The sequence below is a fragment of the Sphingomonas phoenicis genome (assembly GCF_047238005.1).
Taxonomy (GTDB): Bacteria; Pseudomonadota; Alphaproteobacteria; order Sphingomonadales; family Sphingomonadaceae; genus Sphingomonas.
In genome coordinates this window covers 1,442,960-1,455,770 of sequence record NZ_JBDFMC010000002.1, presented here as the reverse complement: position 1 = coordinate 1,455,770, position 12,811 = coordinate 1,442,960, and the positions used below count along the sequence as shown (strand labels likewise).

The following is a 12,811-nucleotide window of genomic DNA, read 5'->3' as shown; positions in this document are numbered from 1 at the left end:
GGGACTTCCTATTTTCCCGGCCTAGCCCTGCGCACAGAACGGAAGTAGAACGTCCTCATGCTGACCAAGATCTCCGTCCGTGGTGCCCGCGAACACAATCTGAAGGATGTCGACGTCGACATCCCGCGCGACACGCTGACGGTCATCACCGGGCTGTCCGGGTCCGGCAAGTCGTCGCTCGCCTTCGACACCATCTATGCCGAGGGGCAGCGTCGATACGTAGAATCCCTTAGTGCCTATGCCCGCCAGTTCCTCGAACTGATGCAGAAGCCCGATGTCGACCATATCGAGGGGCTGTCCCCGGCCATTTCGATCGAGCAGAAGACGACCAGCCGCAACCCGCGCTCGACGGTGGCGACCGTCACCGAGATCTACGACTATATGCGCCTGCTCTGGGCGCGCGTCGGCGTCCCCTATTCGCCGGCCACCGGCGAGCCGATCGCCGCGCAGACGGTCAGCCAGATGGTCGACCGGGTCCTGTCCCTGCCCGAGGGGACGCGCCTCTATCTCCTCGCCCCCGTCGTCCGCGGTCGCAAGGGCGAGTACCGCAAGGAACTGGCCGAGTGGCAGAAGGCGGGCTTCACCCGCGTCCGCATCGACGGCACCATCCACGAGATCGACGAGGCGCCCGCGCTCGACAAGAAGTACAAGCACGACATCGAGGTCGTCGTCGACCGCCTCGTCGTGCGCGAGGATATCGCCACGCGCCTGGCCGAGAGCTTCGAGGCGGCGCTGAAGCTCGCCGACGGCCTCGCCTATGTCGACCCCGCCGACCCCGTCGAGCCGCACACCCCGTCCAGCGTCGTGCTGGGCGACAACGCACCCCCCGGCCGCATCGTTTTTTCGGAAAAGTTCGCCTGCCCGGTCAGCGGCTTCACCATTTCGGAGATCGAGCCCCGCCTGTTCAGCTTCAACGCGCCGCAGGGCGCCTGCCCGGCGTGCGACGGCCTGGGCGAGAAGCTGATCTTCGACGAGGACCTCGTCGTCCCCAACCACGACCTGACGATCAAGAAGGGCGCGATCGTCCCCTGGGCGAAGAGCAACCCGCCCAGCCCCTATTACATGCAGGTGCTAGCCAGCCTCGCCAAGGCGTTCGACTTCTCGCTCGACACCCCCTGGAAGGATCTCCACCCCGAGGTGCAGGACAAGATCCTGTTCGGTACCGAGGGCAAGGCGGTCGTCCTCACCTTCATCGACGGCAAGAAGAAGTATGACGTCAACAAGCCGTTCGAGGGCGTCATCGGCAACCTCAACCGCCGCATGCTCCAGACCGAGAGCGCGTGGATGCGCGAGGAACTGTCCAAATACCAGTCGAGCCAGGCGTGCGAGGTCTGCCACGGCGCCCGCCTGAAGCCGGAGGCGCTGGCGGTGAAGGTGGCGATGCAGGACATCAGCCACGCCACCCGCCTGTCCGTCGTCGATGCGCTCGCCTTCTTCACCGACCTGCCCAACCATCTGGGCGACCAGCAGCGCGCGATCGCCGAGCGCATCCTGAAGGAGATCGTCGAGCGGCTCGGCTTCCTCAACAATGTCGGCCTTGACTATCTGAACCTCAATCGCACGTCCGGCACGCTGTCGGGCGGCGAGAGCCAGCGCATCCGCCTTGCCAGCCAGATCGGCAGCGGGCTGTCGGGCGTCCTCTACGTCCTCGACGAGCCCTCGATCGGCCTCCACCAGCGCGACAATGACATGCTGCTCGCCACGCTCCGCCGCCTGCGCGACCTCGGCAACACCGTGCTGGTCGTCGAGCATGACGAGGATGCGATCCGCACCGCCGACTACGTCATCGACATGGGCCCCGGCGCCGGCGTCCATGGCGGCGCGATCGTGGCGCAGGGCACGCTGAAGCAATTGCTGAAGAGCAAGACCAGCATCACCGCCGATTACCTGAACGGCGTGCGCGAGGTGCCGGTGCCGGCCCGGCGCCGCAAGGGCACGGGCAAGAAGCTGACCGTCCACAACGCCCGCGCCAACAACCTGACCGGCGTCACCGCCAGCGTGCCGCTCGGCACCTTCACCTGCATCACCGGCGTGTCGGGCTCGGGCAAGTCCAGCTTCACCATCGACACGCTCTACGCCACCGCCGCCCGCCAGCTGAACGGCGCGCGCATCCTGGCGGGCAAGCACGACCGGGTGTCGGGCCTCGACCATCTCGACAAGGTCATCGACATCGACCAGTCGCCGATCGGCCGCACCCCGCGCTCGAACCCCGCCACCTATACCGGCGCCTTCACCCAGATCCGCGACTGGTTCGCGGGCCTGCCGGAGGCGCAGGCGCGCGGCTACAAGCCCGGCCGCTTCAGCTTCAACGTCAAGGGCGGCCGGTGCGAGGCGTGCCAGGGCGACGGCGTGCTCAAGATCGAGATGCACTTCCTCCCCGACGTCTACGTCACCTGCGACGTCTGCCACGGCGCCCGCTACAACCGCGAGACGCTGGAGGTGAAGTTCAAGGGCCACAGCATCGCCGACGTGCTCGACATGACGGTCGAGGATGCCGCCGAGTTCTTCAAGGCGGTGCCCCCCATCCGCGACAAGATGGCGATGCTGGTCGAGGTCGGCCTCGGCTACGTCAAGGTCGGCCAGCAAGCCACCACCCTGTCCGGCGGCGAGGCGCAGCGCGTGAAGCTCGCCAAGGAACTGGCGCGCCGCGCGACCGGCAACACCCTCTACATCCTCGACGAACCCACCACCGGCCTGCATTTCGAGGATGTCCGCAAGCTGCTGGAGGTCCTCCACGCCCTGGTCGAGCAGGGCAACACCGTGGTGGTGATCGAGCACAATCTCGACGTCATCAAGACCGCTGACTGGGTCATCGACCTGGGGCCGGAGGGGGGCGTCAAGGGCGGCGAGATTGTCGCGACCGGCACGCCCGAAACGGTGGCGAAGGAACCGCGGAGTTACACCGGCAAGTACCTCGCGCCGCTGCTGAAGGGGCGGGGGGCGCAGGCGGTGGCGGCGGAGTGAGTCCGTACCGCCCCGAGTTCGAGGCGGCGCTGCGCCTGTTCGCGCGTGTGAGCAAGACGATGAAAGCCCGTGGCTTTTCCGCGCCGATACTCGTTGGTGGAGGGGCGGTGGAGCTCTATTCGGCAAGCGCGATCACGACAGGCGACTTCGACATAGTCACGCCAAGTCAGGACGAGTTCGAACGGGAGCTGGTGATCGCAGGTTTCAGCAAGCCCGAGGGGCTCGGTCATACGCCGCTCGGATGGGTGCATGCGGACTTGCGGCTGGGTTTCGAGATTGTCTCGGCCACACTTTACGACGGGATGGCCGATCAGGATCGACTTGTTCTGATTGACCTCGATCGGGATGGAGAAGCTGCCATCGTCGCGGTCGAGGATCTGATCGCCGATCGGATCGGCCAGTATGCCTCCGGAACGGCGCCGGAAATGCTGGAGCAGGCGCGTCGGCTGTTCGCGCTTCATGCCGACGCTGATCGGGAGTATATGGATCGCCGCATCAGACATGAAAGCGCTGGCGACTATGGCATCGCAGACCTCGAAGCCTAAGGCTGTTTCCCTCGCCGAGTTCGGCGCCGATATCGAACGACGGCGACGGGAAACCGGCATCACCGATCTGCCGCGCAATGCTGGCAACCGACGGACGGCAAGCAAGCGGGCGTTGCTCAAGGTTCTGGGCGAGCTGGGAGCCAAGTGGTAAACTGGGGCGGATCGACATTCGGTTTTCAAGCGGGGATCATGGGCCCGCAACACCCTCGTCATCCCCGCGAAGGCGGGGATCCATACACGCCAACGAACGAGATCGAGCCGAATGCGGTGCGCCTGTGAGTTCCCGCCTGTGCGGGACCGACGGGAAACAGCCGAAAGCGCGGAATGTGGGTCCGTTCAAGAGTGCGATCCATCCAGGCTCGACCGCTCACAACGACCACCCCGGCGAAGGCCGGGGTCCAGTCGGGAAGGCCCGCTTGACGACGCGCAACGCCCCTCTCTGACGCCCTCTGCTGAACTCCGGCCTTCCCCGGGGTGGTGCTTCATCCTGGATGGATCGACCTTTAGTAAGGCATCTCCGCTACCCGCCGCAAAGCCTCGTTGATCCGCCCCTGCCACCCCGGCCCCGTCGCCCGGAACCGCTCCAGCACGTCCGGGTCCAGCCTCAGCGTCACCTGCTGCTTCGCCGCGCTGCCCAGCGGGGGCCGTCCGGCGCGCGTCAGCGTCCCGTTCGCCGGGCGCACGACCTTGCCCGCGACCGCAAGCTCCGCGCGGTCGAGCTGGTCGTCCGTCCATTCCGGCAGATCGTCGTCATCCCAGCCGGGGGACGATGCGGCGGCTTTCCTTGTCATGGCAGTTCCTCATCGAAATCACGCGGATGCCGGTGTCGGTCGGCGTCCACGCCACCAGCACCAGCCGACCCGCCAGCCAGCCATAGGTCTGATAGCGCGGCTCGGGATAATCGAACCGGTCATCCTCCTGAGTCAGCGTCGATCCCGCGAAAACCCGTCCGGCCTCGGCGAAGTCGAGCCCTCGGTCGGTCAGCGTCCGGGCGCGCTTCTCGGGGTCGAAGCTGATGTTCACAACATGATTATGTAGCTACAGAAATCAAGGGGCAATCGGGGATAGTGCGTATCGGCGGTTCACCACCATCCCCGCGCCGGCAGGGGGCTCGCGGGGCTCCTGCCGGAACCTTCCGTCCGCCAACGCCCCCGCCGCGGGAGTGAATCCCGCGTCGTCAGTCGGCGCCACGGCGCCGCTGGCCGGCCCCGCCGCCGGCAGCCCTCATGCAGCTTCGCTGCCCTCGGGCGCCTCGCGCGCAGCTTCGCGGCGCTCTCGGGGCGGCGGGGCTGTCCTACATCCCCCCATCTCCTATAACTAGGCAGGTCCCCCAACCGGAGGACCACCCATGCGCATCCGCCCGCCCGCTTTCGCCACCGCCGATCTCGCGACCGAAGCTGCCCCGAATCCCGCGCCCGTGCCACGCCTGTCCGACGCCACCCGCGACACGTACGAAAACTGGATCCAGATGGGGGAGGGGATGCAGGCCGCCGGCCTGGCCCATGATTCCCGCCGCGCCGATGGCTGGACCTGCGATCGCCAGCGCACCTTCCTCGCCGCGCTGGCGGAGGGCAGCACGGTCGAGGCGGCGGCCGCGCTCGTCGGGCTGTCGCCGCAATCCGCCTATGGCTTTCGCCAGCGCGCGCACGGTGCCGCCTTCGCGCTGGGCTGGCGTGCAGCGCTGCTGCTCCAGCGCGACAAGCTGGTCGACACGCTCACCAGCCGCGCCTTCGACGGGCAGGTCGATACCTTCACCCGTGCCGACGGAACGGAGGTGACGCGCCACCGCCACGACAATCGTCTCGCACTCGCGCTGCTCAGCCGCCTCGATCGCATCGCCGAGCGCGACGATGCCACCGACCATCATGGCGAGGCGCAGGCGCAGCGCATCGTCGCGGGCGAGTGGCAGCGCTATCTCGACATGGTCGCCGCCGATGCCACCCCGGCCCGCATCGGCCTGTTCCTCGCCGCCCGCGCGCCCGCCGCCGTTCCGGCCGACGGCGCCGCGCCCGCCGCCGCGCCCGATCCGGTCGCCGCGCTGGCGCCGGTCCTGTCGCTCGCCCGCGCCGATCTCTACCTGCGCACCGGCGTCGGCGACGCGTCGGAGGTCGACATCGCCGACCTCGATCCCGCCACCCGGGCGGACTGGACCGCGGACCAGTGGCGCCGGGCGGAGGCCGCCGGCCTCCTCGCCCTCGCGCCCGCACCCGCGCACGACCCGCAACTTCCTCAACATTCGCCGGCCGCCGGCACGCCCGATGCGGCGCCGGCCGAGGCCGATCCCGTCTGGTACGACGAGCGTCTGGCGGAGTGGCGCACCGCCTTTCCGGTGCCGCCGGGCGAATGGGCGCAAGAGTGGGGACGGCTGGGCGAGCGCGGCTATCACCGGAGCCTGACCGAGGCGGAGGAATACGCGGTCACTCGCGCGCCGCTGGTGTCGCCGGAGTGGGAGGCCCGCCGCCATGCCGCGCGCCGCGCCTGGTTCGTCGCGCGTCAGCCCGCCGCCGATCCCCACGGGCCGGCCGGCGCCGACTGGCTCGCGGGGCAGGAACCGGCGACAGAAGCGCCGGTGCCCGGCCGGTCAGCGGCCGACGCGCGGCTGTGCGAGGATGCGTGAGCCCGTGGCCCGGTCAGTCGAAATAATCGGTCCAGCCCACCCGGCGCCGGCGGTTGCGCGTCTTGAACGCCCAGCCCAGCAGGATGGCGCCGCACGCGCCCATCACCGCCAGCACCATCAGCGGCTTCAGCCCGGCATTGCTCAGCGCCACCGCCACGCCCGCCGCCGCGATCGTCAGGCAATAGGCCAGCATCGCCCACACCACCCGCTTGCGCTGGGGCGGCTGCATGGCGTCGAACGGGGCCACCGCGCCCAGGCACGCCGCGCCCGCCACCATCAGGCCGACGGTGGCGAACCCGATCGCGGGGATCATCAGGAATATCGCCGCCATCAGCAGCGATGCGATCGACAGCATCGCCGCGCACATCCGTAACCTGTTCATGAAGGTGGCTGCACCTGTCTTGCCTGAAGGAATTCGATCGTCGATGTCCCCAGCCGCACTGCGGTCAACGCACCCGTACGATACGCTCCTGTATCGATTCCGATCCGGTGCGCCGCCAGGATCGGTGTTGCCGACGTCCAGCTATGGCCATGCACGATCACTTTCTCGAATGCCTGGCTATTCTCCAGAAAGTCGTCGCGAATCCAGAGGAAATCGCGTTCGTCCTGGCGATTTAGCGGCAGTCCGGGGCGCGCGCCGGCATGGACGAACAGGTAATCGCCCCGCGTCGCGCTGGTCTTCAGCCCGCGCAGCAGGTCCAGGTGCGACGCCGGCAGCCGGTCCATCAGCTCGTCGCGGATCCGCTCGCACCGGTCCGCCACCGCCTGCTCGCCCTCGGGCAGCGCGATGCCGTACGACGACAGGGTGGTCGCCCCGCCGACCCGCAGCCAGCCCTTGGCGTGGAACGGCCGCTCCAGGAAATCGAGCATCATCGCCTCGTGATTGCCCTTCAGCAGCACCAGTTCGAACGGCGAGTGGCGGGTCAGCCAGACCAGGGTCGACAGCACCTTGTCCGACTGCGGACCCCGGTCGACATAATCGCCCGCGAACAGCAGCAGGGGGCGGCGCGGCGCCATCCGGTCCCTGGCATCCTCCGCGATCGCCGCCAGCAGGCGGACCAGCAGGTCGTAACAGCCATGGACGTCGCCGATCGCATACACCACCTGCCCGTCGGTCGCGCCCGACACCGCATCGCGGGACACGTCGCCCCGGCGGACGACCTCGATGGCGGCGGCCGGCGGGGCGGCCTGCATGTTGGGCTGGGTGCTCATCGTCTAGTGCTGCTCGCCGCGGGTCAGGTCGTCGAGCCGCTCGGTCAGGCGATCGTAGCGGCGGATCGTCTCGTCGGGTTCGCTCAGCGAGATGGCCCGCGCCCGGTCCCAGCGCCGGCGCACCGCGACCAGCTCGTCGGTCGGCACCCCGGCCTGCGTCGCATCGTCATAGGCCGCACGCAACCGCCGGTCGGCCCCCACCACGTCGCGATAGATGCAGCGGTCGTCGTCGGATCCGGGCGGGCAGTCGCTCGCCACCGCCGGCCGCCGGCGCGCGGCCGCCGTGCGGACCGGTGGCGGCACCTCCTGCACCTGCTCGGCCGCCCCGGCCGGGCGGGCGACGGACCGGTCGTCGACCGGCGCCGGGCCGAAATCGTCGGGGCTCAGCGTATCGCGCTCCGCCGTTTCGCCCTCGCCGACGGCGACTGGTACCGGTCGTGCGGCGCTGGCGGAATAGGCGACCGGCGGCGTCCGCCCGGTGGCAGGTGCCGCCTCGTTGCCGGGCACCAGCGTCAGCGCGAACCGCACCGCCAGCGCGATCGCGAACAGCGCCGCCAGCACCGGTGCCGCCAGCAGCAGCCAGCGCCGCGACCGCTGCGGCGCGGCGCCGGTCACCGGGCGCACGGCGGCGGACGACGATGACGGGGCGGCGATCGGCAGCGCGGCGTTCGGCCGCGAATCGGGTGCAGGCGATTCGTCGGGCAGCGCCGGCGCCCCGCCGAACACGCGCTCCATATCCGTCCTTACGCTGCGATCACGCTCGAAATTGGCTGCCATTCCATGCCCCTGTTGCCGGGCCAGCTAGCGTTCAGGTCGTGAACCGGGCGTTTACGGCCGCCGCTCTTGCCACCACCCGGTCCGCCGGCCGGGCGACCCTACGCGATCGTCGCGCCCTTGCGAAGCGCGCCGCTCGCCGCGAAGGAGGCGACGTGATCGCTTCCCCGCTCTTCTACGTCGTCGGCACGCTGGCCGTCATCCTGCTCGGGCTCAGCAAGGGCGGGTTCGCGGGGATCGGTGCCCTGGGCGTGCCGATGCTGGCACTGGTCATCGGCCCGGTGGAGGCGGCGGCGGTGGTGCTGCCGATCCTGCTGGTCCAGGACGTCGTCGGCATCTGGGCCTTTCGCCACAGCTGGGACCGGCGGATCGTCGCCACCATGCTGCCGGGCGCGGCGATCGGCGTGGCGCTGGCGTGGTGGTTTGCCGCCGCCCTGTCGCGGGATGCGATGCAGGTCGCGCTCGGCACGATCTCGATCCTGTTCGCGCTCCGCAGCCTGTGGCGGTTGCGCGGCGGCCGGCAACCGGCGGCGGTCCTGTATCCCCGCTGGTTCGGTGCGCTGATGGGCGTCGCCGCCGGGGTGACCAGCCAGATCGCCCATGCCGGCCAGCCGCCGTTCCAGATCTACGTTCTGCCCCGCCGGCTGCCCCGCGACGAACTGGTCGGGACCACCGCGATCTTCTTCGGCATCGTCAACTGGATCAAGGTGCCGGCCTATCTGGCGCTCGGCCAGTTCAGCCGGGCGCACCTGATCGCCAGCGCGACGCTGCTGCCGGTGGCGATCGCCGCGACCTTTGCCGGGGTGTGGCTGGTCCGCCGCGTCGATGCCGGCCGGCTGTACCTTCTCATCTACGGGCTGATGCTGGCGATCGGCGCGAAGCTCTTGGTCGACGGATTGTCATGACTACCGGTGCCGGCGGCGACCCGCTATCGCGGCTGCAAGAAACGATGGGGAAGGGGATCGGCGTGGTTGCGATGACCGAACGGGCTGGACTGGAGGTCGCCGCGTCGCTGGCCTCGTTCATCGAGGATCGGGTGCTGCCCGGCACCGGCGTGTCGGCAGCCGCGTTCTGGCCGGGCGTCGCCGCGATTTTCGCCCGCTTCGCCCCGCGCAACGCCGCGCTGCTGGCGGTCCGCGACGGGATGCAGGCGCGGATCGACGCCTGGCACGACGATCATGCCGGACAGCCCGTCGACCCGCTCGCCTACCAGGCCTTTCTCCGCGACATCGGCTATCTGGTGCCGGAGCCGGCGGCCTTCACGATCGGCTCGACCGGCGTCGATCCGGAAGTCGCGACGCTCGCCGGGCCCCAGCTGGTCGTCCCGATCCTGAATGCCCGCTTTCTCCTGAACGCGGCCAACGCCCGCTGGGGCAGCCTGTATGACGCCCTTTACGGGACCGATGCGCTGCCCGGCGCGCCGGCCGGCAAGGGCTACGATCCCGATCGCGGCAGCCAGGTCATCGCCTGGGCGAAGGCATTCCTCGACCAGGCGGTGCCGCTGGCGGCGGGCTCGTGGGCGGCGTGGGACGGCGGCGATCCCGCGCTGGCCGATCCCGGCCAGCTGGTCGGCCGTGCCGGCGCGAACATCCTCCTGCGCCACCACGGCCTGCACATCGAACTGGTCATCGACCGGGAGCACCCGATCGGCCGCACCGATCCGGCCGGCCTCGCCGACGTGGTGCTCGAATCCGCCCTGTCGACGATCGCCGATCTGGAGGATTCGGTCGCCGCGGTCGATGCCGCGGACAAGGTCGCGGCCTATGCCAACTGGCTCGGCCTGATGAAGGGCGATCTGTCGGCCAGCTTCGACAAGGGGGGGCGTACGGTCACCCGTTCGCTGGCCGACGACCGCCGCTACGTCGCGCCGGACGGCGATGAGCTGATCCTGCCCGGTCGCAGCCTGATGTTCGTCCGCAACGTCGGCCATCTGATGACGACGCCCGCGCTCCGCCTGGCCGACGGGGCCGAGGCGCCGGAGGGGGTGCTGGATGCGATCGTCACCAGCCTGATCGCGCTGCACGATGTGCTCGGCGCCCGCCGCAACAGCCGCGCCGGCAGCATCTACATCGTCAAGCCCAAGATGCACGGTCCGGACGAGGCCGCCTTTACCGACGACCTGTTCGATGCGGTGGAGGATCTGCTCGAACTGCCCCGCCACACTATCAAGGTCGGGGTCATGGACGAGGAGCGGCGCACCTCCGCCAATCTCGCCGCGTGCATCCACGCTGTGCGCGACCGCATCGTCTTCATCAACACCGGCTTCCTCGATCGCACCGGCGACGAGATGCACACGTCGATGCGGGCCGGCCCGATGATCCGCAAGGGCGAGATGAAGGGCGCGGCCTGGATCGCGGCCTACGAGGATCGCAACGTCCAGATCGGTCTTGCCTGCGGGCTGGGCGGCCGGGCGCAGATCGGCAAGGGCATGTGGGCTGCGCCCGACCGGATGGCCGACATGCTCGACCAGAAGATCGCCCATCCGCAGACCGGCGCCAGTACCGCCTGGGTGCCCAGCCCGACCGCGGCTACCCTGCACGCGACGCACTATCACCGGGTCGACGTCGCCGCCCGCCAGGCGGCGCGGCGAAGTGAACCGGTGGCGCCGCTGGCCGCGCTGCTTCAGATACCCGTCGCGCCCGGCCGCAACTGGCAGCCGGACGAGGTGCGCGCGGAGCTGGACAACAATGCGCAAGGACTGCTCGGCTATGTCGTCCGCTGGATCGATCAGGGCGTCGGCTGCTCGAAAGTGCCCGACATCCACGATATCGGCCTGATGGAGGACCGCGCGACGCTGCGCATCTCGTCGCAGCACATGGCCAACTGGCTGCTCCACGGTGTCGCCGATGCCGCCGCGATCGACGCCGCGTTCGATCGCATGGCGGCCAAGGTCGATGCCCAGAACGCCGGCGATCCGCTCTACCGTCCGCTGTCCGGACAGGACGGCTATGCGATACAGGCCGCCCGCGCGCTGGTCTTCGACGGTATCCGCCAGCCGAACGGCTATACCGAGCCGCTGCTCCATCGCTACCGTGCGCTCGCAAAGCAGAAGGAAGCCAACTGAATGCCCCGCTACGCCATCGACGGCATCGAGCCCCAGTTGGGGGAGGGCGCGTGGATCGCCCCCTCCGCCGACGTGATCGGCGACGCACGGCTGGGTGAATCGGCCAGCATCTGGTTCGGTGCCGTGATTCGTGCCGACAATACGCCGATCCTCGTCGGCGCACGGACCAATGTGCAGGAGGGGGCGATGCTCCACTCCGATCCCGGCATCCCGCTGACCGTCGGCGCCGGGGTGACGGTCGGCCATCACGCCATCCTCCATGGCTGTACGATCGGCGACAATGTGCTGGTCGGCATGGGTGCTACGGTGCTGAACGGCGCGGTGATCGGCAACGATTGCCTGATCGGTGCCGGCGCTCTGGTGACCGAGGGAAAGACGTTTCCGCCCGGCAGCCTGATCGTCGGCGCACCGGCCCGGGCGGTGCGCGAACTGACGGCGGAGCAGATCGGCGGCCTGCGTCTCTCCGCCGCCCATTACGCTGCCCGCGCCGCCACTTACGCGACCGGGCTGACTCGCCTGCCGGATTGATTCGCCGCTGGACCGGCCGCTCGACCGATCGGCTCGCCCTCCTACGACCATGGTCGAATCACCTGGTTCCGGGGGGCGCCGGGTAAGTTCCGCTTAACGACTTCGGCGTCTCGTCGGCTTGCGCACATTCGGTTGCGCGGGGGATCGACGGAATGCTGGCGGCAGGCGCCTTGCGGACAGGGCCGGAACGAGCGGCGGCGGCGATCGTCGCCGTGCTGCTGCCGTGCGCCCCGCTCGCCGCGGCGACGACGCCCGCCGGCACCCGGATCGAGAATACGGCCGCGCTGGTCTTCGGCCAGGGCACCGCCGCCGCGCGCGTGCCCAGCAACACCGTCGCCCTCGTCGTCGACGAGGTCCTCGACGTGGCCGTCACCGCCGATGCGCCGAACGTCGCCGTCGCCGCGACAAACGCGGTGCTGCCGGTCGGCTTCGTGGTGACGGATACCGGCAACGGTGCCGACACCTTCACGCTGCTGCCCACGGCCGACCGCGGGACGGAGATTGTCGGCGTGGCGGTCGATAGCGACGGCGACGGCCGCTACGATGCCGGCCGCGACGCGACGCTCTCTGCCAGTGCGGTGACGCTCGCCGCCGGGGAACGGCGCCGGCTGTTCGTGCTGGTGCGCGGCGGCACTGCCGGAGCCGCCGTCTCTCTCGCCGCCACCGCGCGCAAGGGCCATGGCGCGCCGGGCACCGTCGTGCCGGGCGCAGGCCAAGGCGGCGCCGACGTGGTGATCGGCCAGACCGGCGCAAGCGCGAATGCCCGCACGCTGCTGGTCGACGGCGCCGCGGCCGCACCCCGGCTCGACAAGTTCCAGTCGGTCGTCGCTGCAGACGGAACCGCCCGCGCCCGCCCGGGGGCGATCATCACCTATCGGCTGGAGGCGCGCTTCGCCGGTCCGGTTGCGGCCGTCGACATCGCCGATGTGGTTCCCGCCGGCACCGTCTTCGTTCCCGGCAGCATCACCCTGGACGACCGGCCGCTGACCGATGCCGACGACGGCGACGCGGCCATGTTCGACGGCGCCACCGTCCATGTCGCGGTCGGTGACGTCGGCGCCGCCACGCTCCGCACCATCCGTTTCCAGACCCGCATCCAATGAGGAC

Annotated in this window: 13 protein-coding genes; 8 read left to right on the top strand and 5 right to left on the bottom strand. The window is 69.7% G+C overall.

The features are described 5' to 3' along the window. The first annotated feature begins 57 nt into the window (after nt 1-57). The 3 genes from uvrA to ABC319_RS08200 are packed head-to-tail and all read left to right on the top strand — an operon-like array spanning nt 58 to nt 3,660. The gene (gene uvrA, locus ABC319_RS08210; RefSeq protein WP_413069752.1) at nt 58-2,964 is read left to right on the top strand and encodes an excinuclease ABC subunit UvrA; all 2,907 of its coding nucleotides are present in this window, start codon (nt 58-60) and stop codon (nt 2,962-2,964) included. Next, nucleotides 2,961-3,509, top strand: coding sequence for a hypothetical protein (locus ABC319_RS08205; protein WP_413069751.1), 549 nt, complete (start codon nt 2,961-2,963; stop codon nt 3,507-3,509). Before uvrA ends, ABC319_RS08205 begins: the two co-directional genes overlap by 4 nt. Then, nucleotides 3,484-3,660, top strand: a complete 177-nt coding sequence (locus ABC319_RS08200) for a hypothetical protein (RefSeq protein ID WP_413069750.1) — start codon at nt 3,484-3,486, stop codon at nt 3,658-3,660. Before ABC319_RS08205 ends, ABC319_RS08200 begins: the two co-directional genes overlap by 26 nt. Nucleotides 3,661-4,012: 352 nt before the next feature. Here ABC319_RS08200 and ABC319_RS08195 read toward each other — a convergent pair whose 3' ends face one another. Then, nucleotides 4,013-4,300, bottom strand: coding sequence for a BrnA antitoxin family protein (locus ABC319_RS08195; RefSeq protein ID WP_413069749.1), 288 nt, complete (start codon nt 4,298-4,300; stop codon nt 4,013-4,015). Next, on the bottom strand, nt 4,260-4,532 hold the full coding sequence (locus ABC319_RS08190) for a BrnT family toxin (protein WP_413069748.1): 273 nt from the start codon (nt 4,530-4,532) through the stop codon (nt 4,260-4,262). Before ABC319_RS08190 ends, ABC319_RS08195 begins: the two co-directional genes overlap by 41 nt. Nucleotides 4,533-4,857: 325 nt before the next feature. Between ABC319_RS08190 and ABC319_RS08185 the strand changes: the two genes are divergently transcribed. Beyond that, nucleotides 4,858-6,126, top strand: a complete 1,269-nt coding sequence (locus ABC319_RS08185) for a hypothetical protein (protein ID WP_413069747.1) — start codon at nt 4,858-4,860, stop codon at nt 6,124-6,126. Nucleotides 6,127-6,139: 13 nt separating this feature from the next. Here the strand turns inward: ABC319_RS08185 and ABC319_RS08180 are convergent, their stop codons facing one another. The 3 genes from ABC319_RS08180 to ABC319_RS08170 are packed head-to-tail and all read right to left on the bottom strand — an operon-like array spanning nt 6,140 to nt 8,115. Beyond that, nucleotides 6,140-6,508, bottom strand: coding sequence for a hypothetical protein (locus tag ABC319_RS08180; RefSeq protein ID WP_413069746.1), 369 nt, complete (start codon nt 6,506-6,508; stop codon nt 6,140-6,142). Next, nucleotides 6,505-7,338, bottom strand: coding sequence for a metallophosphoesterase family protein (locus ABC319_RS08175; RefSeq protein WP_413069745.1), 834 nt, complete (start codon nt 7,336-7,338; stop codon nt 6,505-6,507). Before ABC319_RS08175 ends, ABC319_RS08180 begins: the two co-directional genes overlap by 4 nt. 3 nt (nt 7,339-7,341) lie before the next feature. Then, complete coding sequence (locus tag ABC319_RS08170) at nt 7,342-8,115, bottom strand: hypothetical protein (protein ID WP_413069744.1); 774 nt, start codon at nt 8,113-8,115, stop codon at nt 7,342-7,344. A gap of 152 nt (nt 8,116-8,267) precedes the next feature. Here ABC319_RS08170 and ABC319_RS08165 point away from each other — a divergent pair, with 152 nt between their 5' ends. The 4 genes from ABC319_RS08165 to ABC319_RS08150 all read left to right on the top strand — a co-directional run bounded on the left by ABC319_RS08165 (nt 8,268) and on the right by ABC319_RS08150 (nt 12,807). Continuing rightward, nucleotides 8,268-9,017: a sulfite exporter TauE/SafE family protein gene (locus ABC319_RS08165; protein ID WP_413069743.1), complete on the top strand. Its 750-nt coding sequence runs from the start codon at nt 8,268-8,270 to the stop codon at nt 9,015-9,017. A gap of 71 nt (nt 9,018-9,088) precedes the next feature. Further along, entirely contained in the window at nt 9,089-11,176 is a 2,088-nt protein-coding gene (locus ABC319_RS08160; RefSeq protein ID WP_413071652.1) for a malate synthase G, read from the top strand. After that, entirely contained in the window at nt 11,177-11,704 is a 528-nt protein-coding gene (locus tag ABC319_RS08155; RefSeq protein WP_413069742.1) for a gamma carbonic anhydrase family protein, read from the top strand. A gap of 152 nt (nt 11,705-11,856) precedes the next feature. Next, nucleotides 11,857-12,807, top strand: coding sequence for a hypothetical protein (locus ABC319_RS08150; protein WP_413069741.1), 951 nt, complete (start codon nt 11,857-11,859; stop codon nt 12,805-12,807). Nucleotides 12,808-12,811: the final 4 nt, after the last annotated feature.

Excerpts from the sequence above, each read along its gene's own strand:
- ABC319_RS08185 (WP_413069747.1), top strand. The coding sequence starts at position 4,858 with ATGCGCATCCGCCCGCCCGCTTTCGCCACCGCCGATCTCGCGACCGAA.
- ABC319_RS08200 (WP_413069750.1), top strand. The coding sequence starts at position 3,484 with ATGGCATCGCAGACCTCGAAGCCTAAGGCTGTTTCCCTCGCCGAGTTC.
- ABC319_RS08150 (WP_413069741.1), top strand. The coding sequence starts at position 11,857 with ATGCTGGCGGCAGGCGCCTTGCGGACAGGGCCGGAACGAGCGGCGGCG.
- ABC319_RS08170 (WP_413069744.1), bottom strand. The coding sequence starts at position 8,115 with ATGGCAGCCAATTTCGAGCGTGATCGCAGCGTAAGGACGGATATGGAG.
- ABC319_RS08175 (WP_413069745.1), bottom strand. The coding sequence starts at position 7,338 with ATGAGCACCCAGCCCAACATGCAGGCCGCCCCGCCGGCCGCCGCCATC.
- ABC319_RS08160 (WP_413071652.1), top strand. The coding sequence starts at position 9,089 with ATGACCGAACGGGCTGGACTGGAGGTCGCCGCGTCGCTGGCCTCGTTC.
- ABC319_RS08195 (WP_413069749.1), bottom strand. The coding sequence starts at position 4,300 with ATGACAAGGAAAGCCGCCGCATCGTCCCCCGGCTGGGATGACGACGAT.
- ABC319_RS08155 (WP_413069742.1), top strand. The coding sequence starts at position 11,177 with ATGCCCCGCTACGCCATCGACGGCATCGAGCCCCAGTTGGGGGAGGGC.
- ABC319_RS08180 (WP_413069746.1), bottom strand. The coding sequence starts at position 6,508 with ATGAACAGGTTACGGATGTGCGCGGCGATGCTGTCGATCGCATCGCTG.
- uvrA (WP_413069752.1), top strand. The coding sequence starts at position 58 with ATGCTGACCAAGATCTCCGTCCGTGGTGCCCGCGAACACAATCTGAAG.